We start from the raw sequence: 25,536 nt of genomic DNA on the forward strand, positions 1-25,536 counted from the left end.
GCCCATCCATCCTTACTCTGTTCATATCCTGTTCCGCAGGGCCGGGAAAAGGGAGCGACTCATCCTTGATTAACAAAAATAGGGTTTACTGCGTCGTGGATGGTAAAGGCTCACGCCAAAAGGCGGGGCCATGGGGAAGGCGCGGTAGGTATGCTGCAGGTCATGTCTAAAAAAGTTCTGATCGTTGAAGACAACGAGCTGAACATGAAGCTGTTTCGTGATTTGCTCGAAGCGCACGGGTTTGAAACCGTGCAGACCAAGGAGGGCCTGAAAGCCCTCGACATGGCGCGTGAGCACAAGCCCGATCTCATCCTTATGGATATCCAGCTGCCGGAGGTTTCGGGGCTGGACGTGACCAAGTGGCTCAAGAACGACGAAGCCCTGGCCTCCATTCCGGTGGTCGCCGTCACCGCTTTCGCCATGAAAGGCGATGAGGAGCGGATCCGGCAGGGCGGATGCGAGGGATATCTGTCCAAGCCGATTACGGTGTCCACTTTTATAGAAACGGTCAGAAAATTTCTCGGCTGACCGCGGTGGGGCCCGCATGAGCGCACGTATCCTCGTTGTCGATGACATAGAGACAAACCGGCGCCTGCTCGAGGCGCGCCTCTCCGCAGAATATTTTCAGGTGCTGCAGGCCGTCGACGGCGAAAGCTGTCTTGAAACGGCCGCGAAAGAACTTCCCGATCTCATTCTGCTCGACGTCATGATGCCGGGCATGGACGGGTTTGAAACCTGCCGCCGGCTGAAAGCGAATCCGGCCCTGCGCCATATTCCGGTGGTCATGGTCACCGCGCTCGATCAACGCCAGGACCGCATCAAGGGCCTTGATTCAGGGGCGGACGACTTTCTCACAAAGCCTGTGGACGATGTGGCGCTGTTTGCGCGCGTGCGCTCGCTTTTGCGGCTGAAGGCCGTGATGGACGAGCTGCGCCTGCGCGAGCGCGGCGACGAAAACACCGTCGAAGAGGGCGCCTCGATCAAAGCCGGCAAGATCGTCGTCGCCGGCGCGGATCAGGACGGCGCCGGGCGGCTGGCCGGCAAGCTGTCTGCTCCGTTCAGAACAGCCGCCCACCACGAGCCGCTGGAAGCGCTGCGGGCGGCCGCCCACGCCGATCTGGTGATCGTCGATCTCTCCAGTCCGCGCTTTGACGGGCTGCGCCTGTGCGCGCGGGTCCGCTCGGATGCGGCGACGCGTCAGCTGCCCATCCTGGCGGTGGTCAACAGCGAAGACCGCTCCACCATGGTGCGCGCGCTGGATCTGGGTGTGAACGACGTGATCTTCCGCCCCATCGACGGCGGCGAGCTCAATGCGCGCGCCCGCACCCTGATCAAGCGCAAATCCTACGCCGACGCCCTGCGCGACCGGCTGGAGGAAAGCCTGGAGATGGCGGTCACCGATCCGCTCACAGGGCTTTATAACCGCCGCTATGTCCTGTCCCGCCTGCGCCAGGGGCTGGATGCGCTGGAGCGCTCCGGTGAACCTGTGTCCGTGGCGCTGATCGATATCGATCACTTCAAGCGCATCAATGACGGATGGGGCCACCAGGCCGGCGACCGGGTGCTCAAGGGCTTCTCCGAGCGTCTGGGACGCGAGCTGCGCGCCATCGACATCGCCGGGCGCTATGGCGGCGAGGAGTTCGTGATCATCTTCGCCGGCGCCGGCGCAGCTTCCGCCATGGAGGCCGCCGAGCGCGCCCGCGCGGCCATGGCGCGCGAGCCGTTCCTCATGGCCTCCAGCGGCGAGAGCATGGCCGTCACCCTGTCGGCGGGCGTGGCCGAGGCGGCGCCGGGCGATGATGTGGAGGACGTGCTGGAGCGCGCCGACGCGGCGCTCTACGAGGCCAAGGCCTCCGGGCGCAACCAGGTGATCGGCTGGCGCAGGAAGGCCGCCTGAAGCTGCGCGCCGAGCAAAGGGCGGAAACGAAAAAAGCCGCCCGGTGAGGGCGGCTTTCTTGCAGCAGGCGATCAGATGAAGCGCGAGGCTTACTTGATCTTGCCTTCTTTGAACTCGACGTGCTTGCGCGCGACGGGGTCGTATTTTTTCATGACGAGTTTCTCGGTCATAGTGCGGGCGTTCTTCTTGGTCACGTAGAAAAAGCCCGTGCCCGCCGTCGAGTTCAGGCGGATCTTGATGGTTGTCGGTTTCGCCATGGTCTCGCACCCGGTAAAAATTGAGCGCGCCGGTATCGAACCCGGCGCTGCAGGCCGCGGAACATACCCGCGCGCCACGCCATGTCAATGCTTGGCGATGTCCTTTTCACGCCACGCGATCACAAGGTACAGCGCGGCGAACACGGCGAAGGCGATCATCAGCCCGTAAGGGTCGAACCCGTCCATGGCCGCGCCCGCAATCGGCGGCCCGATGAGCGAGCCGACGCCGTAGGCGAAGATGAAGGCGGCGTTGGCGGTGGCGAGCTCACCGATCCGGACCCGCTCGCCCATGAGCGCCAGGCCCACCGTGTAGAAGGCGCTGGCGAGCCCCACATAGGCGAAGACCAGCGGGAACACCGCCCAAGCGCGTGCGCCGGCGACTGCAATGGCCAGCGCCAGCACCACCGCCGCCGCCGCGATCAGGCGCAGCGTGGTGAGGCGGCCCGCCGCGTCGGCGAACTTCCCCATGGGAATCTGCATGGCGATGGCGCCGAACGCGCCCGTCGCCACCAGCAGGCCCACCATCATTTCGCTAAAGCCCAAGCGCTCGGCGTAAACAGGCACCAGCGAAAATACACCGGTCTCCAGCGCTCCGAAGACAAGGCCGGCGAGAATCGCCGCCGGCGCCAGGCGGGCGGCGCGCACCATGGCGCGCGGTCCGGAGTCCTCGGCGCTCGGCGGTTCCAGGCCCGGGCCCTTGAGAACGAGGATGGGGATCGCGCCGACGAAGAAGATCGCCGCGCCCGCAAGCCAGGGTGCGAAGCCCTCGCTGCCCAGCACCGCCAGGATCACGCCGCCGGACCCGAATCCGCCCGATAGCACGGTGGCGTAGACCGCCAGCAGCGTCGCCCGGCTTTCAGGCTTGGCGAGCTGGTTGATCCAGGTTTCACTGGCGACGAAGATCAGCGTCACCGTCAGACCCACCGCGAAACGCAGGACGAACCAGACCCCCACGTCGGGAAACAGCGGAAAGGCCGCTATCCCTGCGCCGGTGATCAGGGTGGCGCCGACAATGGCCGCGCGCGGTGGAATGCGCGACAGCAGAGGGGGAATCAGCGGTGTGGCGGCGATGGTGGAGAGCGCCGCCGCGGCGGCGTTGGCGCCCACCACTGCGCCTGAGCCGGTCATAGCCTCAAGATTAAGCGAAATCAGCGGCATCATCAGGCCGAAGCCGCAGCCGGCCAGCGCGGCGCACAGGATCGCCGAGATAAGCGAGCGCGTGCGCGCGTGCGCGCCATCGAGGAGGAAGCGGGCGACCATGGCCCGGCGCTATAGCCGGGTTTCCACGCGCTGTCCCGCCCTGAACGTCACACGAAGCGGGCGGGGCCGGCCGCCGAGCGCGGACAGGGCGAGCTCCAGAAACGGCGCCAGGGCGGCGTCGCCCAGGGCCGTGGCGGCGTTGTCGGGCGTCATCCAGACAATGCGATCGGCCCTGCCGCGCCGCTTGATGGAGTTGGAGACCTTCGACAGAGGCGCGGCGAAGACCCGCAAATGACGCCGGATCTCGGCCTGGGGCGGGTCCAGCGCGCGGCCCAGATAGGTCAGAGCGGCGCGTTCCGGCGCCAGCCGGTGGCGCGCAAGCCGGCCCCAGCCGCCGGCTGTAGGCAGAGCCTCGCCCTGCAGCGCGGGGCGGGCGATGAGCTGGCCGAGCTCTTCATAGACGGCGCGCAGGGCGGCGTCCTGAAAGATGTTCGCGCGGGTCTCCGCGCATCCAAGCCGGGTTCTGGAGATGCGCAGAGCCGGGCCTTCGGCGACGCCGTCGCTGCGCTCCAGGCGGCTTTGCGGCGCGATCAGCCGCTCGTCCCGGCGCGCCAGGGCGATTCGCCGCGAGTGCGGGTCGGCGAGCAGCAGCGCCGCGCATTCATAGGGCCGCACGCTCATACCGGATCGAGCCTTGGTCCGGCGCGCGTCACCCGGGCGCAGCGCACGCCTTGCTGCCGGCCTTTTAGATGGGCGTCGAGTTCAGACAGGACAAAGCGGGTGATGATCGGGATGTCGAGGCTATGGGCGTCGGGAAGCGCCACCCATCGCAGATCCTCCAGCTCGCCGCTTCCGGCGAGGGTGTCAGGGCCGTGCAGCGCCTCGATATCGGCTGTGAAGAAGAAGGCGTCAAAGCGCCTTGTCCGTCCGGGCGGGGTGATGGCGCGGGCCACCAGATCGAGCGGTTCTGCGTCCGGCTGGGCGCCGGCGTCGGCGAACGGGCGCCATTCCGGCTTCGGCCTGACGATGTCACCCGGCCGGGCGATCAGCAGGCCGGTCTCCTCGGCCGTCTCGCGAATCGCGGCCGCGGCTGCAGCCCGCGCGCGCCGCTGCGACAGCACCCGGCACAAGGTCTCACGCACAGCCGGCTTGGGCTCTCCGGCCAGGGGCGCATAGCCGTCGGCGCGGTCCACGCGCCCACCGGGAAACACGTATTTTTGCGGCATGAAGACATGCCCGCCCGAGCGCCGCCCCAAAAGGATTTCTGTGTCTCCCGACGCGCGGGTGCGCCGCAGGATCAGAGAGGCGGCGAGCTTGGGGCGCAGGGCCTTGACGGGTTTATCGGCGAGGGCTTCGGCCATGGGACTTTCGCGGGCCCGGACGGCGCCGGTTCGCGCCGGAGTCGCGGCGCCCGGTCCGTCCCTTGGGCGGTTTTCCAGATTCGGGAGGGGTTAGAATGTCGAACAACAGCCCGCCCGTCACCGGTGTCGCCTCAACCAATCGCACAGTCACCGCCATGCCAAGCCGGTAGCGGGCGCCGGTTTGCTGGCCCACAAGGGCGTGGGCGGCCTCGTCATGGACGAAGTATTCCGAGCCCAGCTTGGAAACCGGGCACAGCCCGTCGGCGCCAGTTTCCTTCAGCTTCACAAAGCAGCCAAAGCGCGTCACGCCGGCGATGCGGCCTTCAAACTCTGCGCCGACCCGGTCTGACAGCCAGGCGGCGATGAAGCGGTCCACCGCGTCGCGCTCTGCGGCCATGGCGCGGCGTTCGTTCGCGGTGGTTTCATCGGCGACGGCTTCCAGCTGCGAGCGTTCCTCGTCGGTCTGGCCGTCAGACCCCAGCCCATAGGTGCGGATCAGCGCCCGGTGCACCACCAGGTCGGCATAGCGCCGGATCGGGGAGGTGAAGTGGGCGTATTTATCAAGGTTCAGCCCGAAATGGCCGATATTCTCGGTGGAATAGATCGCCTGCATCTGGCTGCGAAGGACCACCTCATTGACCGTCTCGTGGTGGTCGGTCCCCCTCGCCTGGGACAGAATCTGGTTGAAGCGCGCCGCCGTGGGGCGTTCACCCTTGGACCATTTCAGGCCCACATTGGGCAGAAAGTCCGCCAGATTATCGATCTTCACTGAGCCCGGCACGTCGTGGATGCGGTAGATCAGCGGCGTGCGCTTTGATTCCAGCGCTTCGGCGGCGGCGACATTGGCCTGGATCATCATTTCTTCGATGAGCTTGTGGGCGTCAAAGCGCGCGCGGACCGACACGCCCCTGACGCTTCCGTCCTCGCCGATCTCGATCTTCTTCTCCGGCGCGTCGATCTCGAGAGGCTCGCGGCGGTCGCGGGCCTTCTTCAGCGCGCCGTAGGCGGCCCAGAGCGGCTTCAGCACGTCCTCAAGCAGGGCCTGCGCCTTGCCTTCGCCCTTGCCGTCAATGGCGGCTTGCGCCTCCTCATAGGAGAGGCCCGCCGCCGAGCGCATCCAGCCGCGCACGAAGGTGTGGCCGCGCTTATTCCCGTCGCGATCAAAGACCATGCGCACCGCAAGGCAGGGCCGGTCCTGACCCTCGCGAAGCGAACACAGATCGGTGGACAGGCGCTCGGGCAGCATTGGTACGACCCGGTCAGGCAAATAAACCGAGACGCCGCGATTGCGTGCACCCTTGTCCAGCGCCGAACCCGGCGTCACATAGGCGGCCACGTCCGCAATCGCGACCCAGACCACCCAGCCGTTCTTGTTCTTCGGATCATCGTCGGCGTGGGCGTAGACCGCATCGTCATGGTCGCGCGCATCGCTGGGGTCGATGGTGATGAGGGAGAGATTGCGCAAATCCTCGCGCTTGCCGATCTTGGCGGGCGCCACCGTGCGGGCGTGCTCGGCTTCCGCCTCGGCGAAGCCTTCCGGCACGCCGTGTTCGGCCAGGGCGATGACCGAGCCGGCGCGCGGGCTTGCGGCGTCGCCGAGCACCTCCTCGATGGTGGCGGTCTTCAGGCCATGCTGGCGCTCGGACGAGACGCGCGCCATGACCAGCTCACCGTTCCTGGCTTTCTCGGCCTCGCCGCGGGCAGGGATCAGCTCATGCTTGGCGCGGCGGTCCACCGGCACGAGGCGGGCCGGGCCGGAGCCCTTGTGCAGCACGCTCAGAACCCGCGTGGCCGACTGGCCCAGCTTCTTGATGACGCGGGCTTCGTACTCGCCGTCCTCGTCGCGTTTCAGGCGCGCCAGAATCCGGTCGCCGACGCCCGGCGGGGCGCCCTTGGTCTTGTTGTCATAGGCGAGGCGAATGACCGGGCCCTGCAGCTCTTCCTTCACAGGGCGGCAGAGAAATTCCCCATCGATGTCGCGGTCATGGACTTCCAGCACGGTGACCGGGGGCAGGCCGGCGGCGAGCGCCCAAGCCTTCTTGTGGTTCTTCTCGATGACCCCGGCGTCTTCCAGCTCCTTGAGCGCCTGTTTCAGACCGGCGCGCTGATCGCCCTTCAGATCGAGGGCGCGCGCCAGTTCGCGCTTGGTGAAGCCGCCTTCGCCCAGCTCGATCGCTTCGAGCAGCGAGTTGCGGGTGAATCCGAACGCTTCATAGGGATCGCTCAAGTGCTCGCCTTCTTCCCGCTTGCAGCGCCGGTCTTCTTCGCGGCGGGTTTCCTGGCCGCCGGTTTCTTCGCGGCTGGTTTCTTGGCTGCGGCGGCTTTCGCCGCAGGCTTCTTGGCCGGCGTCTTCTTTTTGGCCGGCGCTTTTTTGCCGCCGCCCTTGCCCGCCTTTTCCGCGATCAGCTCCACGGCGCGCTCCAGCGTGATCGCTTCAGGCTCCAACCCCTTGGGCAGTGTGGCGTTGGTCTTTCCGTGCTTCACATAGGGGCCGTAGCGCCCGCTCATGACATTCACCGGAGCGCCGTCTTCGGGGTGCTTGCCAAGCTCTTTCAGCGGCTTGGCCGCAGCGCCGCCGCGTCCGCGCGGATTGGCGATCTTGTCGGCGATCAGATCAACAGCGCGGTTGAGCCCGACCTCGAACACCTCGTCCACATTGGCGAGATTGGCGTAGGTCTTGCCATGTTTCACGAACGGGCCGTAGCGCCCGATGCCGGCCTCGATCGGCTCATTGTCTTCGGGGTGCTTGCCCACCTCGCGCGGCAGGTCGATGAGCATCACCGCTTTTTCAAGATCCACATCTTCCGGGTTCCAGCCCTTGGGGATGGATCCGCGCTTGGGCTTCTCTTCACCCTCGACGGCCATCTCCAGATAGGGGCCGAAGCGGCCGTCCTTGAGATAGATGGTCTCTCCGGTCCTTGGGTGCTCGCCGAGCGCGCCGTCTCCGGCGGCGAGGGCCGATGAGTCGCTCGCGCCCAGGGGCCGTGTGAACTTGCATTCCGGATAGTTTGAGCAGCCAACGAAGGCGCCGTGCTTGCCGAGGCGCAGCGACAGCTCGCCCGCATTGCAGGCCGGGCATATCTTGGGATCCGACCCGTCTTCCCGGGGGGGATAGATGAGCGGAGCAAGCTCGACATTCATCTTGTCGATGACTTCGCTGATCCTGAGATCGGCGATATCCTCGACGCTGGCGGAGAAATCCTTCCAGAACGCGCGCAGCAGCTCTTTCCAGTCCAGATCGCCGGACGAGACCTTGTCGAGCTGATCTTCCAGCGAGGCAGTGAAATCGTACTGCACATAGCGGCTGAAGAAATTCTCCAGGAAGGAGATGACGACCCGGCCCTTATCCTCCGGGAAGAAGCGCTTGTCCTCCATGCGCACATAGCCGCGATCGCGCAGCACCGAGAGGGTGGAGGCGTAGGTGGAAGGCCGGCCGATGCCGAGTTCCTCCAGCTTCTTCACGAGCGTCGCTTCGGTGAAGCGCGGCGGCGGCATGGTGAAATGCTGCTCGGCCATGACCTTTTCGGCCGAGGCGCCCGCGCCTTCATTGACGTGGGGCAGGCGGCTTTCGCCCTCAGCCTCTTCGTCGTCGCGGCCTTCCTGATACAGCGCCAGGAAGCCGGCGAAAGTCTGAACCTGGCCGGTGGCGCGCAGGGCGAGGCTCTTGTCCGCGTTTTCAAGATCGATGGTCGACCGGTTGAACCGCGCGCTTTCCATCTGGCTCGCCACGGCGCGCTTCCAGATCAGCTCATAGAGCCGGGCCTGATCACCTTCCAGGCGCACTGATCCCGGCATGCGAGAGAAGCTTGTAGGGCGGATCGCCTCGTGGGCTTCCTGGGCGTTCTTGGCCTTGGATGAATAGACGCGGGGCTTTTCTGGAACGAAATCAGGGCCGTACTCATTCTTCACCACGCCGCGCGCTTCGGCGATGGCCCCGCCGTCCATGGAAACGCCGTCGGTTCGCATATAGGTGATCAAGCCGACGGTCTCGCCGCCGATCTCCACGCCTTCATAAAGCCTTTGAGCCGTGCGCATGGTGCGCGCCGCATCAAAGCCCAGCTTGCGCGAGGCTTCCTGCTGCAGGGTGGAGGTTGTAAAGGGCGGCGACGGATGGCGCTTGGCCGGCTTGGCCTCGACCGCAGACACTTTGAAGGCCGAGGCCTTCACCGCGGATTCGGCGGCGCGCGCAGTGGCCTCGTCGCCGATGGTCATCTTGGTGACCTTCTTGTCGAGATAGCGCGACAGGCGCGCCTTGAAGAGATCGCTCGCGCCTTCGGCCTTCACCATGGCGTCCAGCGACCAGTATTCTTCGGAAATGAAGCGCTCGATCTCGCCTTCGCGCTCAGTGATCAGGCGCAGGGCGACCGATTGCACGCGGCCCGCCGAGCGCGCGCCCGGCAGCTTGCGCCAGAGCACGGGAGACAGGGTGAACCCCACCAGATAGTCCAGCGCCCGGCGCGCCAGATACGCCTCCACAAGCTCCATATCGAGCTCGCGGGGCTGGGCCATGGCTTCGCTGACCGAGCGCTTGGTGATGGAGTTGAACGCGACGCGCTGGATGCGCTTGTCCTTCAGAACGCGGCGCTTCTGCAGCGCTTCCAGCAGGTGCCAGCTGATGGCTTCGCCCTCGCGATCCGGGTCAGTGGCGAGGATCAGCGTGTCGGCGTCTTTAAGCGCATCGGCGATGGCTTTGATTCGTGGCTGGGACTTGGCGTCGATCGTCCATTCCATCGCGAAATCGTCGTCGGGGCGCACCGAACCGTCCTTGGCGGGCAGATCGCGTACATGTCCGAAGCTCGCGAGCACGGTGTAATCCGGCCCGAGATACTTGTTGATGGTCTTGGCCTTGGCGGGCGATTCGACAACGACGACATGCATCTGGGGACGACTCAATCGGTTGGGGCCCGGCCTGGATCATGCGGCGAGCGCGAAGAGGGCGGAAAGTGGGCATGGCCCGCAACCCTGTCAACACACGGGCTGGGCCTTGCATCTAAAAGTGTAAAGCGATATTAAACCTCCATAGGTTGTTTAGTGGCTGCGAAACTCCAAATGTCCCACGAGCACTCCGGCGGGCGTGATCCGTTCGACGCAATGACCGAACCAGCGCTGGCTGAGGATGCTGCGGGCTATCTCATCGAGATGCTCGCCTCCATGGCCCATTTCGCGCACATTTCCAATTTACACAACTCCGGCGTGATGTTGGCCGCAGCATCACGTGTGGTCGAGCAGGAATGCCGCCTCGTCACCAACGGCCCGCCCGAATTCCGGGGCGATCCGCCGCAGCTGCCGTTTCCGTTCAATCAGACCGACTAAGCGTCGTCGGGGTAGGCGGCGAAGACCAGCCCGCCCGGCGCCAGCGCGCACCGCCCCGCCAGTTCCAGCTCCATCAGCGCCGCAAGCACGGCGCGCGCCGGTGCGCCGGTGATGCGCGCCAGCTCGTCACGGCTCACCGGGGTCGGCGACAACAGCTCCGCGATCTGCTCGCGGATCCGGTCGGCCTCGTTGTCGAGGTGATCGGGATCAGGGCGCTCATCTTCGTAGTCCTGGCCGCCGGGCTCCTCCAGCAGGGGCGGACGGGCGTTGTTCAGCACGGCGATGACATCATCGGCGCTTTCAATGAGCGCCGCGCCGTCCCGCAGCAGCCGGTTGGCGCCGCGGGCGCGCGGATCCAGCGGCGAGCCGGGCACGGCCATGACCTCGCGGCCCTGTTCACCGGCCAGGCGCGCCGTGATCAGCGATCCGGAGCGCTCGGCGGCCTCCACCACCACAACGCCCAGCGACAGCCCCGCGATCAGCCGGTTGCGCTTGGGAAAGTCGCGGGCCTGGGCGACATGGTCAGGCGTGGTCTCGCTCACCACCAGGCCCTGGCGCGCGATGGCGTGCTGTAGATCGGCGTGCTCGGGCGGATAGATCCGGCCCAGCCCGCCGGCGATCACGGCGATCGTCCCGGTCTCCAGCGCGGCGGCGTGGGCGGCGCCGTCAATGCCGCGCGCAAGGCCGGAGACGATCGTCACACCGCGCGCGCCAAGCTCACGCGCAAGATCGCCCGCGAAGCGCAGGCCCACGGCCGAGGCGTTACGCGCACCGACAATCGCACAGGCCGGCTGAGCAGCCGGATTCAGCGGTCCCATCACCGAGATTACCGGCGGCGGCGGATCAAGGACGGCGAGGCCTGCCGGAAAATCCGGCTCGCACGCGCAGATCAGTCGGCCGCCCAGCGCGTCCAGCCGGTCCAACTCGGCTCCCGCCTGATCGCGTGAGACCGGGCTCAGCGGCTTGGCGCGGCCGCCGCGGGCGGCCAGGCGGGGCAGGGCGTCGATGGCCGCATCGGCGCCGGCGTAGCGCTCGATCAGCTTTGAAAACGTCACCGGGCCCACACCGTGGGTGCGCGCCAGCCTGAGCCAGTCCAGCCTCTGTGTGTCGCTCAGGCTTTGCTGCTTCACGTCTTCCTGGCTCCGATCAGAGGCTCTTCGCCCTTCAGGATGCGGTCGATATTGGTCCGGTGGCGCCAATAGATGAGGGCCGCCAGGAACAGGGCGAGCAGCGCCGCGTCCTCGCGCCCGAACGCCAGGCACAGAAGCGGCGCCGCGACGGCGCAGACCAGCGCTGAAAGGCTGGAGATGCGAAACATCAGCGCCGCACCCAGCCAGGTGAGGCAGGTGAGAATCCCCACAGGCCAGGCCGCGGCCAGCAGCACGCCGAGAAAGGTCGCGACACCCTTGCCACCCTTGAATTTCAGCCACACCGGATAGCAATGGCCCAGATAGGCCGCGCCGCCGGCGATCAGCCCGGCCGGCTGGGACACCAGAAACCAGAACAGCAGACAGGCGAGACCCGCCTTGCCGCTGTCTAAAAGCAGGGTGAGCAAAGCGAGATCCTTGCGCCCGGTGCGCAGCACGTTCGTCGCGCCGATATTGCCCGATCCGATGGCGCGGATGTCGCCCAGCCCGGCCATTTGCGTGAGCACCAGGCCGAATGGAATCGATCCGAACAGATAGCCGCCAGCCGCGGCGGCAAGAAGAAAAGCAGCGTCCAAAGTCAGTCCCTAGCCCTCAGGTTGATAAATGATCGCGCCTTCGACGATCGTGATCAAGACTTTCCCGAACAGCCGGCGATTCTCAAATGCGCTGGACGATCCGCACGCCAGGCCGGCCCGGCCGTAAACCACGGGCGCCTCTGGATCGAACACCAGAAGATCCGCCGGTGCCCCGGGCTCCAGCCGGCCCTGATCAAGCCCCACAAGATCGGCCGGCCCGCTGGTTACGGGCCGCAGGGCGTCCAGCAGGGACAGTCGTCCGTCAACGGCCAGCGTGCACAGGGCCGGTAGCAGGGCTTCGAGATTCGCCGAGCCCGGCTCGGCTTCGGGGAAGGGATGAGCCTTGGCTTCGCCGGTGGTGGCGCGGTGATCGGAGACGACCGCGTCGATATCGCCGTCTTCAAGCGCCTTGATCAGGGCGATCCGGTCGCTTTCGCCGCGCAAGGGCGGCTCAAGCCGGAAGCGGGCGTCAAACCCGGCGGCGTCCACCTCGTTGAAGATGAAGTGGGTCACCGGCGCGCTTGCTGCGAGCTCCAGCCCCCGTGCGCGGGCGGTGGCGAGGGCTGAGAGCGCGTCCGCGGTGGTGATGCGGTCAAACATCATCCGCGCGCCGGTCAGCTCGCACAGGGCCGCGCCGCGTTCAATCGCCAGGCGCTCGCCGGCGCCGGGCCGGGCCGGGAGGCCCAGCCGCATGGCGAGATCGCTCTCATGGGCGCAGGTTTCGCGCGACAGATAATGGTCTTCGGCCCGAAGCGAGACCCAGGCGTCGAAGGTGGAGGCATAGGCGAGGATGCGCCGGGCGAGCCGTGTGTCGGCGATCGCCGCGCCGCCGTCGCCGACCAGAGCCGCGCCGGCGCGCAGCATGAGCCCAATCTCGCCCATTTCCCCTGCAGCGTCCACGGCGAGACCAGCGGGCAGCATCCGCACCGGGCTCGTGAGGGCTGCGGTCTCGATGGAGGCGAAGTCTTCCGGACGCGACAATCCGGCGCCGCTGTCGGGCGCCAGCACCAGCGTCCCTACGCCGCCCGCGGCGGCGGCGCGCGCGGTGGCGTCGAGCCCGGCGGCGCCCCCGGCGCCGGGCCGGGCCCAGCACCGCAGATCGATCAGAGCGGGGGCCAGCGCGGCGCCGGCGAGGTCGTGGACCTTTTCGCCGTCCTGCGGTGCAAGCCCGTCGGCAATCTCGATGATCAGCCCGTCGCGGATGCGCACATCGCCGGGGCCGTCATGGCCGGAGGCGGGATCGATCAGGCGGGCGTTCCGAAGCAGCATCATGCGCCGTCCTCCGCGCCGTCCTGGTAATGCTGGTTCGGTGCGCGCCCGGTGATCAGCTCCAGCACCGCCATGCGCACGGCGACACCCGCTTCCACCTGTTCCAGCACCAGGGCGCGCTCCGGATCATCGGCCAGTGCGCCGTCGATCTCCACACCGCGATTCATCGGGCCGGGATGCATGACGAGGCAGTCGGGCGCGGCACGGTCCAGCCGGTCGTGGTTGAGGCCGTAGAGCGCGGCGTATTCTCGGTCGGTGGGGATCAGCCCGCCGCTCATACGTTCTTTCTGGATGCGCAGGGCCATCACCGCGTCGCAGCCCTCCAGAGCTTCATCGAGATCATGAAACACCGTGACGCCCCAGCGATCGGCGTCGGCGGGCAGCAAGGTCGCTGGCCCGCACAGGCGAACTTCGGCGTTCAGAAGATTAAGCAGGGACACGTTGGACCGGGCGACCCTGGAATGAAGAATATCGCCGACGATGCAGATCCGCTTGCCGCCGACCTCGCCCCAGCGCCGCGTCAGGGTGAAGGCGTCCAGCAGGGCTTGCGTGGGATGCTCATGACCGCCGTCGCCGCCATTGATGACGCTCGCCCCGGTGACTTTCGCGAAATAGTCCGCGGCGCCGGCGGACTTGTGGCGCACCACCATCACGTCCGGGTTCATGGCGTTCAGGGTCAGCGCCGTGTCGGCGAGCGATTCGCCTTTGGCGATGCTGGCGGCGCCGGCGGCGAAGTTGATGACGTCCGCCCCCAGGCGCTTGGCGGCGATTTCAAAACTCGCCAGCGTGCGGGTCGAGTTTTCAAAGAAGAGATTGACCATCGCGAGGCCGTCGAGCGTGCGCTCATGGCCTGTGCGATTCCGGCCTGCATCGAAATGAACGCCGGCGCGCTCAAAGATCATCGATACGTCCAGCGGATTGAGCGCCCCGACTCCAAGCAGGCTCGTATGGGGAAAGTCGTAGGCGAACCCGGCGCGGTTCATGGGACCTCGCTTGTGTGTGACGCGGTGCGCGGTATAGGCGCGCCAGCGCCTTGCGGCAAGCTAGAGGAAGTGGGCGAGAAAGGCCGCCAGTGTGGAGACCCCGGCGCTGACAATGACGGTGAGGGTCAAAAGGCCCGCCGTAAAGCCTGCATCACCTTTGAAATCGGTCGCCAGAGCATAGGTGAACGCCGCGCCCGGCGCCGACCCGGCCAGGGCGAGCATGAGCGCGGCGTCGCCAGACAGCCCGAAGACAAGCGCGATGCCCAGAAACAGCGCGGCGCCGAAGCCGCACCGCAAGCCGGCGCCCACCGCCAGCGCAACAATCCGGCCGTTCAGCGCGGAGAAATCCAGCCCGGCGCCAAGGGCGAGCAGCACCACCGCCGTGGCGCCGGATCCTGCGATGTCGAATGGCGTCAGAAGCCAGCCGGCGCCGCGCGCCAGACCGCTGAAATTGGCGGCGAGGCCGATCAGGCATCCAAGGAAGACCGGATCCTTCAGGACCCGGCTTGCGGCCCCGGACACGCCGGCCTTGCCGGCGAACGCGAACGCGGCGACCGCGGTCGCCGTGCCGATCAGAAGGCCCGGTGCGATGATCGGCATGGCGGCCACCGCGCCGGCCTCGCCCAGTAGGCGGGTGATGAGGGTGACGGTGAGGACGGGGTTCCACAACGCAACAACGGCCACCACCGGCGCACGCGCCGTCGCCGGCACGCCTGGTAGCCGCCCGGCCACCAGCGCCGCGCCTATCAGTATGGCAGAGCCCAAGGCGCTCAACGCGGCGAGCATGAGCGCATCCGCGCCGAACTCCGCCCGGCTCAACAGGCTGATCATCAAGGCTGGCAGGAGAATGCGGTGATTGATCGCGTTGGCGCCCGCCCAGAGCGAGCGCGGCGCAAGTCCTGTGGCGCGCACGCCATAGCCGATGGCGATGACCGCAAAGACCGGCAGAAAAGCGGAGAGAATCGTCCAGCTCATCCGCCTGCGACCCAGATCCAGAAAGGCAGGGCGAAGAAGGCCAGCACCGTCGTCGCCGTCACATGACCGGCCATGAGCCGCGCGTCGCCGCCCATCTCGCTGGCGAGCACGTAGGCCGCCGCCGCGCCGGGCGTCGCACCGACTGCGGTCAGCAGAACAAGCGCCATACCCTCAAGGCCGAACAGGAGGCCGAGCCCGTAAAAGACCAGAGGCGCGACGACGAGCTTCAGGCTCACTGACAGGGTGAGCAGGGCCGGGCGGGCTTTCAGCGCCGAGAAGTCCAGCCCCGCGCCAATGGCCAGAAGGATGAGCGGCAGGGCGGCGCGGCCGGCCAGCGCCGCAGTGTCGGCCACCGGCCCGGTCTGGAACCAGCCCAGCGCATTGGCGGCGGCGCCGGCGAGACAGGCAATGATCAGCGGATTGGTGACGATGCGCCCGGCCACCCTCGCCATGTCCGGCTTGCGGTCGCTGACGCCCCAGATCGTCACCACCACGACGCACATGACATTGATGATCGGCACGGTCGGCGCAAAGACGAGGGCGGCCAGCGCCGCGCCTTCGGATCCGAAGACCGGCGCGGCCAGAGCCAGCAGCACGAAGCCGTTCCAGCGTACGCCGCCCTGAAACAGGCTGGTGAAGGCCGGCCCGTCTATGGGCAGTGGTTTGAACGCTAACGAAATTGCGCCCATGATGAGGAAGGCCAGCGTCGCCGCGATCAGAAACGGCCCCGCCTCGGCGCCTTCGATCTGTGCGGTGGAGATGGTGGAGAATAAAAGCGCCGGCAGAAGCGCCTGATAACTCAGCCGGTTGATGCCCGGCCACAGCTCAAGGCGCACCAGGCGTGACCGTCGAAGCACCCAGCCGAGCGCGATCACTCCGAAGATTGGAATCAGAGCCTCCGCGACAACGTTCAAAGCGGATTCTCACCGCCCGGAGCTCCGCCCGAGTCTCCGCCGAAGCGCGGCGCACCTTCCTTGATGCGCAACAGCGCCGCTTCAAGGATCACGGCTGCGGCCTGGGCGTCCACATAGTCCTTGCGCGCCGACGGCTTCACGCCCGCCTCTATCAGGGCTTCCGTGGCGGCGAAGGTGGACAGGCGCTCGTCCTGATAGGCGATCGGAAGATCGCGCAGGCGCAGCAAGTTCGTGACGAAGCTGCGCGAGCTTTGCGCCCGCCTGCCGTTCCCGCCGTCCATGTGAAGCGGCAGACCCACGATCAGGCCTTTGCACTTGCGCTCGTCATAGAGCTTGAGCAGCGCTTGCGCGTCCGGCGTGAACTTCACCCGCTGAATCGTGGTGACGGGCGTCACCAGCGAGCGTGCGGCGTCGCACACCGCGATCCCCAGCGTCTTTTCGCCGGGATCGACGGCCATGAGCGCGCCTGAGGGAAGCTGGGCGGGGTGAAGCATCAACATGGGGGCGGTGTACGCTCGTCCGCCGCCTGTGAAAAGAGGTCCGCCCGCTCCCTCGTCTTGCGCGCTTACGCCGGCGTTGCTACGCAGCCACTTGACGCAGTATTCCTCCTTTGGAGCTCTTCCCCATGTCCGTCACCAAAGACGAAGTGCGCCGCATCGCGGGTCTGGCGCGCATTAAAGAGCCTTCCGACCGGCTCGACGCGCTCACCGACGAGCTCAACGGCATTCTCAACTGGGTCGAGATGCTCGATGAAGTGGATGTGGAGGGCGTGGAGCCCATGACCACCGCGGCGCCCACCAAGCTGCCTTTGCGGAGCGACGCCGTCACCGACGGCGGCAAGCGTGACGCCATCCTGAAAAACGCCCCAAGGTCTGAAGAGGGCTTCTTCGTCGTGCCCAAGAGCGTGGAGTAGGGACCATGACCGATTTCACCTCGCTCACCCTCACCGAGGTCCTCACCGGCCTTAAAGCCAAGGACTTCACCGCAGTGGAGCTCGCCGACGCGACCGTCTCGGCGGCCGAAGGCGCGCAAGGCGCGCTCAACGCCTTCACCATGATCGACGGGACCCGCGCCCGCGACATGGCCAAGGCCTCCGACGCGAAGATTGCAAAAGGCGAGGGCGGCGCGCTGGAAGGCGCGCCCATCGCCATCAAGGATCTGTTCGCGGTGAAGGGCGTCACCACCACGGCGAGCTCAAATATCCTTGCCGGCTTCAAGCCGGAGTATGAATCCACCGTCACGCAGAATCTCTGGGACCAGGGCGCGGTGTTCTTCGCCAAGACCTCCATGGACGAGTTCGCCATGGGATCGTCCAACGAGACCGCGAACACCGGACCGGTGATCAATCCGTGGCGGGCCAAAGGCTCGAACGAGAAGCTGGTGCCCGGCGGGTCATCGGGCGGCTCGGCGGCGGCGCTCAGCGTCGGCATTTCCTACGGCGCCACGGGCACCGACACCGGCGGCTCGATCCGTCAGCCCGCGGCGTTCTGCGGCCTTGTTGGCGCGAAACCCACCTATGGCCGCTGCTCGCGCTGGGGCGTGGTGGCGTTCGCCTCCTCGCTCGATCATCCCGGACCCTTCGGCAAAACGGTGAAGGACACCGCGCTATTGACCCAGGTCATGGCCGGCCACGATCCCAGGGACTCCACCAGCTATCCAGGCGCGGTTCCCGACTGGGTCTCGGCGGTGGGTAATTCTGTGAAGGGCCTGCGCATCGGTGTGCCGCGCGAATACCGCCTGGACGGCATGCCGGGAGAGATCGAAACCCTGTGGAGCCAGGGCGTCGAATGGCTGAAAGCCGCCGGCTGCGAGATTGTCGACATCTCGCTTCCCATGACGAAATATGCGCTGCCCGCCTACTACATCATCGCCCCGGCCGAGGCGTCCTCCAACCTTGCCCGCTATGACGGCATGCGCTTTGGCGCGCGCGTCGAGGGCGAGGATCTGATCGACACCTATGAGAAGACGCGCGGCGCCGGGTTCGGCGATGAGGTTCAGCGGCGCATCCTCATCGGCACCTATGTGCTGAGCGCCGGATATTACGACGCATATTACCTCAAGGCTCTGAAAGTACGACGGAAAATCTACGAGGACTTCAACCAGGCCTTCGAGAAGGTGGACGCGATCCTGACGCCCACGACGCCAAGCGCGGCCTTTGCGATCGGGTCGAAAGCCAAGGCCGATCCCATCGAGATGTATCTCAACGACATTTTCACGGTGACCGCCAACATCGCCGGCGTGCCCGCCATGAGCGTGCCGGCCGGCCTCGACGCCAACGGCTTGCCGCTGGGCCTTCAGGTGATCACAAGGGCGCTGGACGAAGAAACCATGTTCAAGGTCGGCGCCGCCATCGAGGACAGTGCGGGGTTTGATACGAAGCCGGAGAAGTGGTGGTGAGTCTGTCCCTCCCCTTGATGGGGAGGGTGGGCCGAGGCGCAGCCTCGGCTCGGGTGGGGTGGAGCCATAGACGCCAATGTTCAAAAGTAAGCGCCGCCACCCCCTCCGCGCCGCGCTTTGCGCGGCGCACCTCCCCCATCAACGGGAGGATAAAATGTCTGAGGGGCAGACCCCATGAAACTTCCCCGCCTGCTCATCCCCGGCTTCGGCCTGATCGCCATTTTCGGCGCGCTGCTGGCGTCCGGCCGTCTGGGCGAGGGCGGATTGCAGATGGCGTTCGGGATCACGCTTCTGGTGGTTGGGTGTCTGGGCGTGATGAACACGATCTTCTTCACGCGGCTGAAGAAGGCGCTGGATAAGATGGCCGAGGACTCCGGCGACCCGTCGTGAATTTCCGGCCCCGTTCGAAGCCCCTCGGAAAAGCGGCGCCCCCTCGACAACGCCGCCGCGCCGCGCAAACCTTCAGCCGAGCGAGGGAAAAGCAATGCGCGCAATCTGGTATGAAGACCAAGGCCCGGTCGACGAAGTGCTGACGCTGGGCGAAACGCCTGAGCCGAGCCCCGGACCCGGCGAAGTGGCGGTCTATGTCGAAGTCTCCGGGGTCAATCCCAGCGATGTGAAGCAGCGTTCAGGCGCGCGCGGGCCTATGGCCGTCGCCCGCCAGATCCCTCATTCCGACGGCGCCGGCGTTATCAAGGCGGTGGGCGAGGGCGTGGATCCAAGCCGGATCGGCGAGCGGGTCTGGCTCTACAACGCCGCCTTCAAACGCGCCGGCGGAACGTGTGCGGAGGTGTGCGTGTCGCCGACCGAGCTCGCCGTGCCCTTGCCCGACGATATCAGCTTTGAAGCGGGCGCCTGCCTCGGGATTCCGGCGCTCACCGCCCATCGCGCCTTGTTCTGCGGGTCGGCGGTAAAAGGAAAGCGCGTGCTCGTCACTGGAGGGGCGGGCATGGTGGGCCATACCGCGATCCAGCTGGCCAAATGGGCCGGCGCCGCGCAGGTGCTCACCACCGTCTCAAGCCCCGAGAAGGCGCAAACAGCCTGGGCCGCTGGCGCGGACGAGGTGATCGATTACACCGCCCAGGACGTCGCTGAAGCGGTACGCGCAGTCACGGGCGGGGCCGGCGTCGATCATATCGTCGAGGTGGAGTTCGGGGCCAATCTTTCAGTCTCGTCCGAGATCATCGCCGAGCACGGAACCATCGCCGCCTATGGCTCGGAAGGCGAGAAGACGCCGGAGCTGAAGTTCTACGATCTGATGTTCAAGAACGTCCGCATCCAGCCGGTGTTCTTGTACCGCCTGACCTCGGCCCAGCGGGCCCAGGGCGTCTGGGACGTGACGCGCGCTCTGGTGGACGGCGTGCTCACCCCGCTGATCGATCAGGTCTACGACATCGAAGACACGGCCAGCGCCCACGACCATGTGGAGCGCGGCAAGCTGGGCGCGGTGCTGGTGCGGGTTTAGGTGTTTCAGACCGGAGGCGGAAGCGTCGCCAGCAGGAATGCGATGAAAGCGAAGTTCGCACCGACACAGGCGAGCGTGACTTTTTCGATGCGGCGCCGCGTGATCAAATCATAGACCGGCAAGACCAGAAGCAGAACAAGCCAGGGAATGATCGCCTCCATCTCGCTGCGCCCGAACAGCTGAACGAACCGTGCATAGGCCGGCAGCATCAAGGCCAGGGCGGCGAACATCATCAGCCGCTTGTGGAGCGCGGGTGTGGCGCGCAGCGCAAGCGCAGTGCCGTAGAAGGCGACGAACAAGACGCAGTTGCCTGTGTTGGCGATGAAGATTGTGGGGTCGCCCGTGCGCGACATGTTCTCATATGAAACCATTAACCCCGTCCCCAGAACCAGAGGGACCAGAAGAAGGCTCGCTGCGCCCAGCGCCCTGTGGAGGCTGACCCTGCCTGCCGCGACGAGCGCGGTCTGGGTCAGGAGAAGAGCGTACCAGGCGCCCATTGAGACGGCGTGGACATGCAAAAGCGGCCGGATAGGCGGGAGGCGCTCAGGATTGAGCAGGGCATGGCCCGGAAATCCGATCACGATGATCAAAAACAGCGTCAGGGCGTAGAAAAGGAAAAACCGGTCGGCGCGCGCGGGCGCCTGCGTCATCTCCACCATTGATCATGCTCCCCCAAGCGTTGATGCCCACGCATAGGGTTATAACCATTTTTGAAACGGGCCCAGCACTCTTCTTGCCGCGCCCACGAAACGCACCCTGCATTTGCCCCGCGCGCCGGCCTCGGCTATCTGGCGCCGTGAGCTGAAGCACCGGAGCCCCCCATGTCGACGAGTTTTTATGACCGCCTGGATGAGACCCTGCAGGAGATCGAGGCCGACGGGCTCTACAAGCGCGAGCGTACGATCACCTCGCAGCAATTTTCCGAAATCGACGTGCGCGGGACCGACGGGACCGAGCGCCATGTGCTGAATTTCTGCGCTAACAATTATCTCGGCCTCGCCAACCGCCCCGAGCTGATTGATGCGGCGAAGACGGCGCTTGACCGCTATGGCTACGGCGTCGCTTCGGTGCGCTTCATCTGCGGCGCCCAGGATGTCCACAAAGAGCTGGAGCGCCGGCTTGCGAAGTTCTGCGGAACCGAAGACGCGATTCTCTATGCCGCGGCGTTCGACGCGAACGGCGGCCTGTTCGAGCCGCTTCTGGGGCTGGACGACGCCATCATCTCCGACTCGCTCAATCACGCCTCGATCATTGACGGCGTGCGCCTGTGCAAGGCCAAGCGCTATCGCTACGCCAATTCCGACATGAACGATCTGGAAGCCCAGCTGAAGCAGGCCCGAGCCGACGGTGCGCGCACAATTCTGATTGTCACCGACGGCGTATTCTCCATGGACGGCTATATTGCGAACCTCGCCGCCATCTGCGATCTCGCCGACAAGTATGACGCCCTGACCATGGTGGATGACTGCCATGCTCACGGCTTCATGGGCGCGAAAGGCCGCGGCACGCCGGAGCATTGCGGCGTCATGGGGCGTATCGACATCATCACGGGCACGCTGGGAAAGGCGCTCGGCGGCGCCATGGGCGGCTTCACCGCGGCGAAGAAGTCCGTGGTGGATCTGCTGCGCCAGCGCTCGCGGCCCTATCTTTTCTCCAACTCGCTGGCCCCGGCCATCGCTGGCGCGAGCCTGAAGGCGCTGGACATGGTGGAGGCCGGCGACGACCTGCGTGCGCGCCTGTTCGATAACGCCCGGCGCTTCCGCAAGGGCATGACCGAGGCCGGGTTCGAGCTTTTGCCCGGCGAGCACCCGATCATCCCGGTGATGCTGGGAGATGCGGCGCTCAGCCAGAAGATGGCCGATGCGCTGATGGACGAAGGCGTTTACGTGATCGGGTTCTTCTATCCGGTGGTGCCAAAGGGCATGGCGCGCATCCGCACTCAGATGAGCGCCGCCCATACGCCGGAAATGATCGATCAGGCGGTCGAAGCCTTCACAAAGGTCGGCAAGCGGCTGGGGGTGGTGTGACGGCGAAGATGTGGTCGCGCCGAATATCTGGAACAACCTTGCGCCTTCAAGCGTAACGCACCCTGACGTTATTGCTTGAAGGAGATTTCCAATATGACCCGTTCTTTCCTGTTGCTTCTATCGGTCAGCGCCCTGGCCGTGTCCGCCTGTGCTGAAGAGCGCTCGGAAACCGAGGAAGCAGTCGAAAACGCCGCTGAGGAAACCGGTGAAGCGCTTGAGACCGCCGGTGAGAACACCCGCGAAGCCATGGACGACGCAGGTGACGAGATTGATCAGGCGCTCGCCGAAGCCGACACCGATGGCGGAATCGGCCAGAGCGCGCCGGTGAACGTGGTCCAGGACGCCGCTTCGATCGTCGTGGGAACAGTTTCGGGCGGGATAGCAGGCCTGACCGGCGATCCTCAGACCTATGTGCGCAACGCCTATCTGTCGAACATGTACCAGATTGAGGCCGGGCGTATTGCGGCCGAACGTGGCAATTCCGAAGAGATCCGCGCCCTCGGCGCCATGATCGCCACCGAGCATGAAGCCCTGCAGGCCGCTCTTGAGACCGCCGTGGGCGAGGCGGGCCTTGAGCTTGAGATGCCGCAAGCGCTCGAAGGCCGCCGTCAGGGGCTGCTCGACAATCTGAACGCCGCCGCTGATATGGGTTTCGACGCCGCCTTCCTGCAGCAGCAGACGCAGATCCACACCGAGCTCGCCGCGCTCCACAACGGGTTTGAAGCACGCGGTGACGCCGGCGCTCTCTCAAGCTATGCGGGCGAAGCTGGCGATGCGGCCGGAAACGCGCTGGAGCAGATCACCGCCAATTACGGCGCTGCGGTCGACGGCGAGTAAGGGCGTCGCCCTTTCCCTGGCGAGCCGTTGTCTAATCAGCCATCTTCCGTCTGGAAAAGACCCCGCCCCATGGCGGGGCCTTTTTTATGTAGGCAGTCCTCCACACAGGTGCGGATGGCGGCGCTCCGTGGCATGCTTGAGGTTACGGTAAACCTGTGGAGCAGACGCCATGGCTGTGATCGACACTGGAAATGAAGCCGCAAATCCGGCGCGGCCGTCCGATGAGCTGCTACCGTTCCTGAGCAATTTCCACGACATCTTCACCACGATCGGGGTGTTGATCCTGTTTGTCGGGCTGGGCCTGGGCGCGGGCCAGATCTTCGCGGCGGTGCAGCCAACCGAGGGCAGTCTGGCGTTCAACGCTTTGTGGATGGCGCTCGCCGCCGGGGTGGCGCTCATCGCCTGGCTGGTTTCTGCGGTTCTGGTGGGCCGCCAGCGACGGATCCTGCCGGGCATCGTGCTCAGCCTCGTCTTTTCCGTCTGTGCAGGCGCGGTGCTGGCCTATCTCTACACGCTACTCACCTTCGGCATTATGGACCTGGACGCCGTCGACGAGGTGCTCGACACCCTGTTTGCAGATGAGCGGCCTTCGCGCGCCGGTATCCAGGCGGCCCTGACCGAAATCCCGCTCGCCGTCCGCCTCTGGCCGGTGGGGCTCGCGGTGATCGCGAGCGCTGTCGTCGGGATGTACTATTTCACGTTCCGGCTTCCGTTCACCGGCGGCCTGTTCGGCGTCGCCCTTGTCAGCGCGGCGTGGACGGTTTTCGCCGTGGCGGATCCCTACTCCGCGGTGATCTTCAACCCGCTTCTAAGCCTTGTGGCGGGCCTGGCGCTGTTCGTCGCGGGGATCATCTTTGACGCGCGCGATCCGGCGCGAACAACGCGCCTGTCGGGCACCGGCTTCTGGCTTCACTTCTTCGCCGCGCCCACTTTGTTGAGCGCTGCGGTAAGCATCGCCAACACCGGGGTGAGCCTGTCGGAGGCCGAACTCATGGGCGGCGGCCTCATGGGCTCGCTTGAAGCCGGAGACGCGGCGACAGGGATCCGCAGTGCGGCGGTGACGCTTGTTGTGATCGTTCTGTTTGCGCTGGTCTCATTGCTGATCAACCGGCGCGCCCTGATCGTGTCCGGGCTGATCACAGCCGGGATCGCCCTGGGCGCTCTGGTCAGCCAGCTGGGGCTTGGCGCCGGCGCAGTGGTGGCGGTGACGCTGCTTCTGCTGGGCGCCATCGTGGTTCTGCTGGGCGCAGCCTGGAACCTGGTGCGCCGCGTGCTTCTGGCGCCGTTTCCAGATGAGGGCCCGCTGGCGCGGCTTTTCCCGCCGGTCTCGGCCGGCGATCCCGGCTAGGCTCTGACGGCTCCGCTGAGGCCGGCCGGACATGAAAACGGCGACTCCTTTGCAGGAGCCGCCGTGTGCTGCAGGGGTGACCGGACGAAGCCCTATCCTTTGGCGCGGGCGATCGCTTCGCGGATCAGGCGGCGCGCGTCGTCGACCCCGCGCCAGCCTTCCACCTTCACCCATTTGCGCGGTTCGAGATCCTTGTAGTGCTCGAAGAAATGGGTGATGCGCGCCAGCTGGGCAGGGTGCACGTCGCTATAGTCCAGGATGTGGTCGTAGAACGGCGTGAGTTTGGAGTGCGGTGCGGCGAGGATCTTCTCGTCCATTCCGCTCTCGTCCTCCATCAGCAAAACCCCGATGGGGCGGGCGCGCACGACGCAGCCGGGAACCAGCTCGGTCTGGCCCAGCACCATGACATCGATCGGATCGCCGTCATCGGACAGTGTGTGCGGCACGAAACCGTAATTGCACGGATAGCGCATGGGAGTGTGCAGGAAGCGGTCGACGAAAACCGTCCCGGACTCCTTGTCGAGTTCATACTTCACCGGCTGGCCGCCGACCGGGACCTCGACGATCACGTTGATGTCGTCGGGCGGGTTCTCGCCAATGGAAATCTTCTCGATGCGCATGGGTTCGGGCCTTTTGAAAAAAGCGGTTCCTGATCGCGGGGAAAAAACCCGGAGGTGCACCGGGCTGCAAGGCTTTTTGTAAAAAGGCGGTCAAAAAAAACAGTGTCGAGCGAGGTGAGCCGAGCTTTCGCGGCGGTTGACGATTGCAGCGCAGGCGGCGCGGGGCTAGCTTTTGCGCCATGATGATCTTGCGCTCACCGCTCTTCGCCGCCGCCCTGATTTCGGGCTTTGTGTTCACTGCTTGCGCCGGGGCGCAGCCGCTTGACCCCACCGCGCCGGACGCTGTGGTGGAGTATGGCGGCCCCGAGCCCCTGGTGATTGAGACCGGCGAGGGGGAAAGCATAACCCTCACCGTGGAACTGGCCGAAACGCCGGAGGCGCGCCAGCGCGGCATGATGCACCGTGAAAGCCTGGACCCCGACGCCGGGATGCTGTTCGACTTTGAAGTCGAGCAGCGCGTGTCCATCTGGATGGCCAATACGCCGCTTTCGCTGGACCTGATCTATATCCGCGCCGACGGGACGATCGCCAAGGTCGCGGTGGGCGCGGTTCCTTTTTCGCGCCGCTCGATCTCCTCCGAAGTGCCTGTGCTTTCGGTGCTGGAAATCAATGGCGGGCGCTCGGTCGAGCTCGGGATCGATCCCGGCGACACGGTGCGCCATGCCTTGTTCTCCAATGTGGATCCGGTCGATGAAGCGCCCGCGCCGGACATTGAAGCGTCCGACGGTGAGGCCCCGGCCGAGCCGGAACCCGAGGCTGATCCCGGCGAGCCGGCGCCAGCTGATGACGGCGGCCGGTAAGCGGGCTGAATCGCTTGCCAGCGTCGTGCGAGCGGCCTAAACCGCATAACCGAACAGCGCCGGGGCGTAGCGCAGCCTGGTAGCGCATCTGCTTTGGGAGCAGAGGGTCGCTGGTTCGAATCCGGCCGCCCCGACCATTTCTTCCGGCCA

General features: G+C 66.0%; 26 protein-coding genes and 1 tRNA gene. 12 read left to right on the forward strand and 15 right to left on the reverse strand.

Annotated elements, in window-relative coordinates:
* The first annotated feature begins 162 nt into the window (after positions 1–162).
* Both ACWCOP_RS06775 and ACWCOP_RS06780 read left to right on the forward strand, forming a co-directional pair.
* Positions 163–528: a response regulator gene (locus tag ACWCOP_RS06775; RefSeq protein ID WP_478250466.1), complete on the forward strand. Its 366-nt coding sequence runs from the start codon at positions 163–165 to the stop codon at positions 526–528.
* Positions 529–544: 16 nt separating this feature from the next.
* Positions 545–1,897 (forward strand): PleD family two-component system response regulator, encoded by a 1,353-nt coding sequence (locus tag ACWCOP_RS06780; RefSeq protein ID WP_478250467.1) that lies wholly within the window; start codon positions 545–547, stop codon positions 1,895–1,897.
* 89 nt (positions 1,898–1,986) lie between these two features.
* Here ACWCOP_RS06780 and rpmG read toward each other — a convergent pair whose 3' ends face one another.
* From rpmG to topA, 6 genes are all read right to left on the reverse strand, one after another.
* Positions 1,987–2,154 carry a 50S ribosomal protein L33 gene (gene rpmG, locus ACWCOP_RS06785; RefSeq protein ID WP_478250468.1) on the reverse strand — a complete coding sequence of 56 codons (168 nt, stop codon included), beginning with the start codon at positions 2,152–2,154 and terminating at the stop codon, positions 1,987–1,989.
* A gap of 84 nt (positions 2,155–2,238) precedes the next feature.
* Entirely contained in the window at positions 2,239–3,414 is a 1,176-nt protein-coding gene (locus tag ACWCOP_RS06790) for an MFS transporter (protein WP_478250469.1), read from the reverse strand.
* 9 nt (positions 3,415–3,423) lie between these two features.
* Positions 3,424–4,035: a hypothetical protein gene (locus ACWCOP_RS06795; protein WP_478250470.1), complete on the reverse strand. Its 612-nt coding sequence runs from the start codon at positions 4,033–4,035 to the stop codon at positions 3,424–3,426.
* Positions 4,032–4,715 carry an NUDIX domain-containing protein gene (locus tag ACWCOP_RS06800; protein ID WP_478250471.1) on the reverse strand — a complete coding sequence of 228 codons (684 nt, stop codon included), beginning with the start codon at positions 4,713–4,715 and terminating at the stop codon, positions 4,032–4,034. Before ACWCOP_RS06800 ends, ACWCOP_RS06795 begins: the two co-directional genes overlap by 4 nt.
* On the reverse strand, positions 4,693–6,942 hold the full coding sequence (gene rnr / locus ACWCOP_RS06805) for a ribonuclease R (protein ID WP_478250472.1): 2,250 nt from the start codon (positions 6,940–6,942) through the stop codon (positions 4,693–4,695). Before rnr ends, ACWCOP_RS06800 begins: the two co-directional genes overlap by 23 nt.
* Positions 6,939–9,593, reverse strand: a complete 2,655-nt coding sequence (gene topA / locus ACWCOP_RS06810; RefSeq protein ID WP_478250473.1) for a type I DNA topoisomerase — start codon at positions 9,591–9,593, stop codon at positions 6,939–6,941. The genes rnr and topA overlap by 4 nt, the downstream gene beginning before the upstream one ends.
* Before the next feature lie 171 nt (positions 9,594–9,764).
* Between topA and ACWCOP_RS06815 the strand changes: the two genes are divergently transcribed.
* Positions 9,765–10,028: a hypothetical protein gene (locus ACWCOP_RS06815; RefSeq protein ID WP_478250474.1), complete on the forward strand. Its 264-nt coding sequence runs from the start codon at positions 9,765–9,767 to the stop codon at positions 10,026–10,028.
* Here ACWCOP_RS06815 and dprA read toward each other — a convergent pair.
* Genes dprA through ruvX form a run of 7 tightly spaced genes read right to left on the reverse strand, consistent with a single transcriptional unit; the run spans position 10,025 to position 16,392 of the window.
* A complete protein-coding gene (gene dprA / locus ACWCOP_RS06820) occupies positions 10,025–11,158 on the reverse strand; it encodes a DNA-processing protein DprA (protein ID WP_478250475.1) in 1,134 nt (377 codons plus the stop codon). The two genes, ACWCOP_RS06815 and dprA, sit on opposite strands and share 4 nt — an antisense overlap.
* On the reverse strand, positions 11,155–11,751 hold the full coding sequence (gene plsY / locus ACWCOP_RS06825; RefSeq protein ID WP_478250476.1) for a glycerol-3-phosphate 1-O-acyltransferase PlsY: 597 nt from the start codon (positions 11,749–11,751) through the stop codon (positions 11,155–11,157). Before plsY ends, dprA begins: the two co-directional genes overlap by 4 nt.
* A gap of 9 nt (positions 11,752–11,760) precedes the next feature.
* Positions 11,761–13,023 carry a dihydroorotase gene (locus tag ACWCOP_RS06830; protein WP_478250477.1) on the reverse strand — a complete coding sequence of 421 codons (1,263 nt, stop codon included), beginning with the start codon at positions 13,021–13,023 and terminating at the stop codon, positions 11,761–11,763.
* Complete coding sequence (locus ACWCOP_RS06835; RefSeq protein ID WP_478250478.1) at positions 13,020–14,003, reverse strand: aspartate carbamoyltransferase catalytic subunit; 984 nt, start codon at positions 14,001–14,003, stop codon at positions 13,020–13,022. The genes ACWCOP_RS06830 and ACWCOP_RS06835 overlap by 4 nt, the downstream gene beginning before the upstream one ends.
* Before the next feature lie 60 nt (positions 14,004–14,063).
* A complete protein-coding gene (locus ACWCOP_RS06840; protein ID WP_478250479.1) occupies positions 14,064–14,978 on the reverse strand; it encodes an AEC family transporter in 915 nt (304 codons plus the stop codon).
* Complete coding sequence (locus ACWCOP_RS06845; protein ID WP_478250480.1) at positions 14,975–15,892, reverse strand: AEC family transporter; 918 nt, start codon at positions 15,890–15,892, stop codon at positions 14,975–14,977. The genes ACWCOP_RS06840 and ACWCOP_RS06845 overlap by 4 nt, the downstream gene beginning before the upstream one ends.
* On the reverse strand, positions 15,889–16,392 hold the full coding sequence (ruvX, locus tag ACWCOP_RS06850) for a Holliday junction resolvase RuvX (RefSeq protein WP_478250481.1): 504 nt from the start codon (positions 16,390–16,392) through the stop codon (positions 15,889–15,891). The genes ACWCOP_RS06845 and ruvX overlap by 4 nt, the downstream gene beginning before the upstream one ends.
* Before the next feature lie 125 nt (positions 16,393–16,517).
* On the opposite strand from ruvX, the gene gatC reads away from it, so the two are divergent.
* The 4 genes from gatC (at position 16,518) to ACWCOP_RS06870 (ending at position 19,754) form a co-directional block, all read left to right on the forward strand.
* Complete coding sequence (gatC, locus tag ACWCOP_RS06855) at positions 16,518–16,805, forward strand: Asp-tRNA(Asn)/Glu-tRNA(Gln) amidotransferase subunit GatC (RefSeq protein WP_478250482.1); 288 nt, start codon at positions 16,518–16,520, stop codon at positions 16,803–16,805.
* A 5-nt stretch (positions 16,806–16,810) separates the two neighbouring features.
* The gene (gene gatA, locus ACWCOP_RS06860; protein WP_478250483.1) at positions 16,811–18,289 is read left to right on the forward strand and encodes an Asp-tRNA(Asn)/Glu-tRNA(Gln) amidotransferase subunit GatA; all 1,479 of its coding nucleotides are present in this window, start codon (positions 16,811–16,813) and stop codon (positions 18,287–18,289) included.
* Between the two features lie 174 nt (positions 18,290–18,463).
* On the forward strand, positions 18,464–18,679 hold the full coding sequence (locus tag ACWCOP_RS06865) for a hypothetical protein (protein ID WP_478250484.1): 216 nt from the start codon (positions 18,464–18,466) through the stop codon (positions 18,677–18,679).
* A 94-nt stretch (positions 18,680–18,773) separates the two neighbouring features.
* The gene (locus ACWCOP_RS06870; RefSeq protein ID WP_478250485.1) at positions 18,774–19,754 is read left to right on the forward strand and encodes an NADPH:quinone reductase; all 981 of its coding nucleotides are present in this window, start codon (positions 18,774–18,776) and stop codon (positions 19,752–19,754) included.
* A gap of 5 nt (positions 19,755–19,759) precedes the next feature.
* Here ACWCOP_RS06870 and ACWCOP_RS06875 read toward each other — a convergent pair whose 3' ends face one another.
* Positions 19,760–20,413 carry a hypothetical protein gene (locus tag ACWCOP_RS06875; RefSeq protein WP_478250486.1) on the reverse strand — a complete coding sequence of 218 codons (654 nt, stop codon included), beginning with the start codon at positions 20,411–20,413 and terminating at the stop codon, positions 19,760–19,762.
* Positions 20,414–20,575: 162 nt separating this feature from the next.
* Between ACWCOP_RS06875 and ACWCOP_RS06880 the strand changes: the two genes are divergently transcribed.
* The 3 genes from ACWCOP_RS06880 (at position 20,576) to ACWCOP_RS06890 (ending at position 23,966) form a co-directional block, all read left to right on the forward strand.
* Positions 20,576–21,781 carry a glycine C-acetyltransferase gene (locus ACWCOP_RS06880; protein WP_478250487.1) on the forward strand — a complete coding sequence of 402 codons (1,206 nt, stop codon included), beginning with the start codon at positions 20,576–20,578 and terminating at the stop codon, positions 21,779–21,781.
* A 93-nt stretch (positions 21,782–21,874) separates the two neighbouring features.
* Positions 21,875–22,618, forward strand: a complete 744-nt coding sequence (locus ACWCOP_RS06885) for a DUF4142 domain-containing protein (RefSeq protein ID WP_478250488.1) — start codon at positions 21,875–21,877, stop codon at positions 22,616–22,618.
* A gap of 169 nt (positions 22,619–22,787) precedes the next feature.
* Positions 22,788–23,966: a hypothetical protein gene (locus ACWCOP_RS06890; RefSeq protein WP_478250489.1), complete on the forward strand. Its 1,179-nt coding sequence runs from the start codon at positions 22,788–22,790 to the stop codon at positions 23,964–23,966.
* Positions 23,967–24,058: 92 nt separating this feature from the next.
* Here the strand turns inward: ACWCOP_RS06890 and ppa are convergent, their stop codons facing one another.
* On the reverse strand, positions 24,059–24,586 hold the full coding sequence (ppa, locus tag ACWCOP_RS06895) for an inorganic diphosphatase (protein ID WP_478250490.1): 528 nt from the start codon (positions 24,584–24,586) through the stop codon (positions 24,059–24,061).
* 179 nt (positions 24,587–24,765) lie between these two features.
* Between ppa and ACWCOP_RS06900 the strand changes: the two genes are divergently transcribed.
* Positions 24,766–25,386, forward strand: a complete 621-nt coding sequence (locus ACWCOP_RS06900; protein ID WP_478250491.1) for a DUF192 domain-containing protein — start codon at positions 24,766–24,768, stop codon at positions 25,384–25,386.
* Positions 25,387–25,446: 60 nt separating this feature from the next.
* Positions 25,447–25,523, forward strand: a tRNA-Pro gene (locus ACWCOP_RS06905).
* Positions 25,524–25,536 lie beyond the last annotated feature (13 nt).

It is taken from the genome of Apolloniradiicaulis salifontis, from assembly GCF_053756655.1.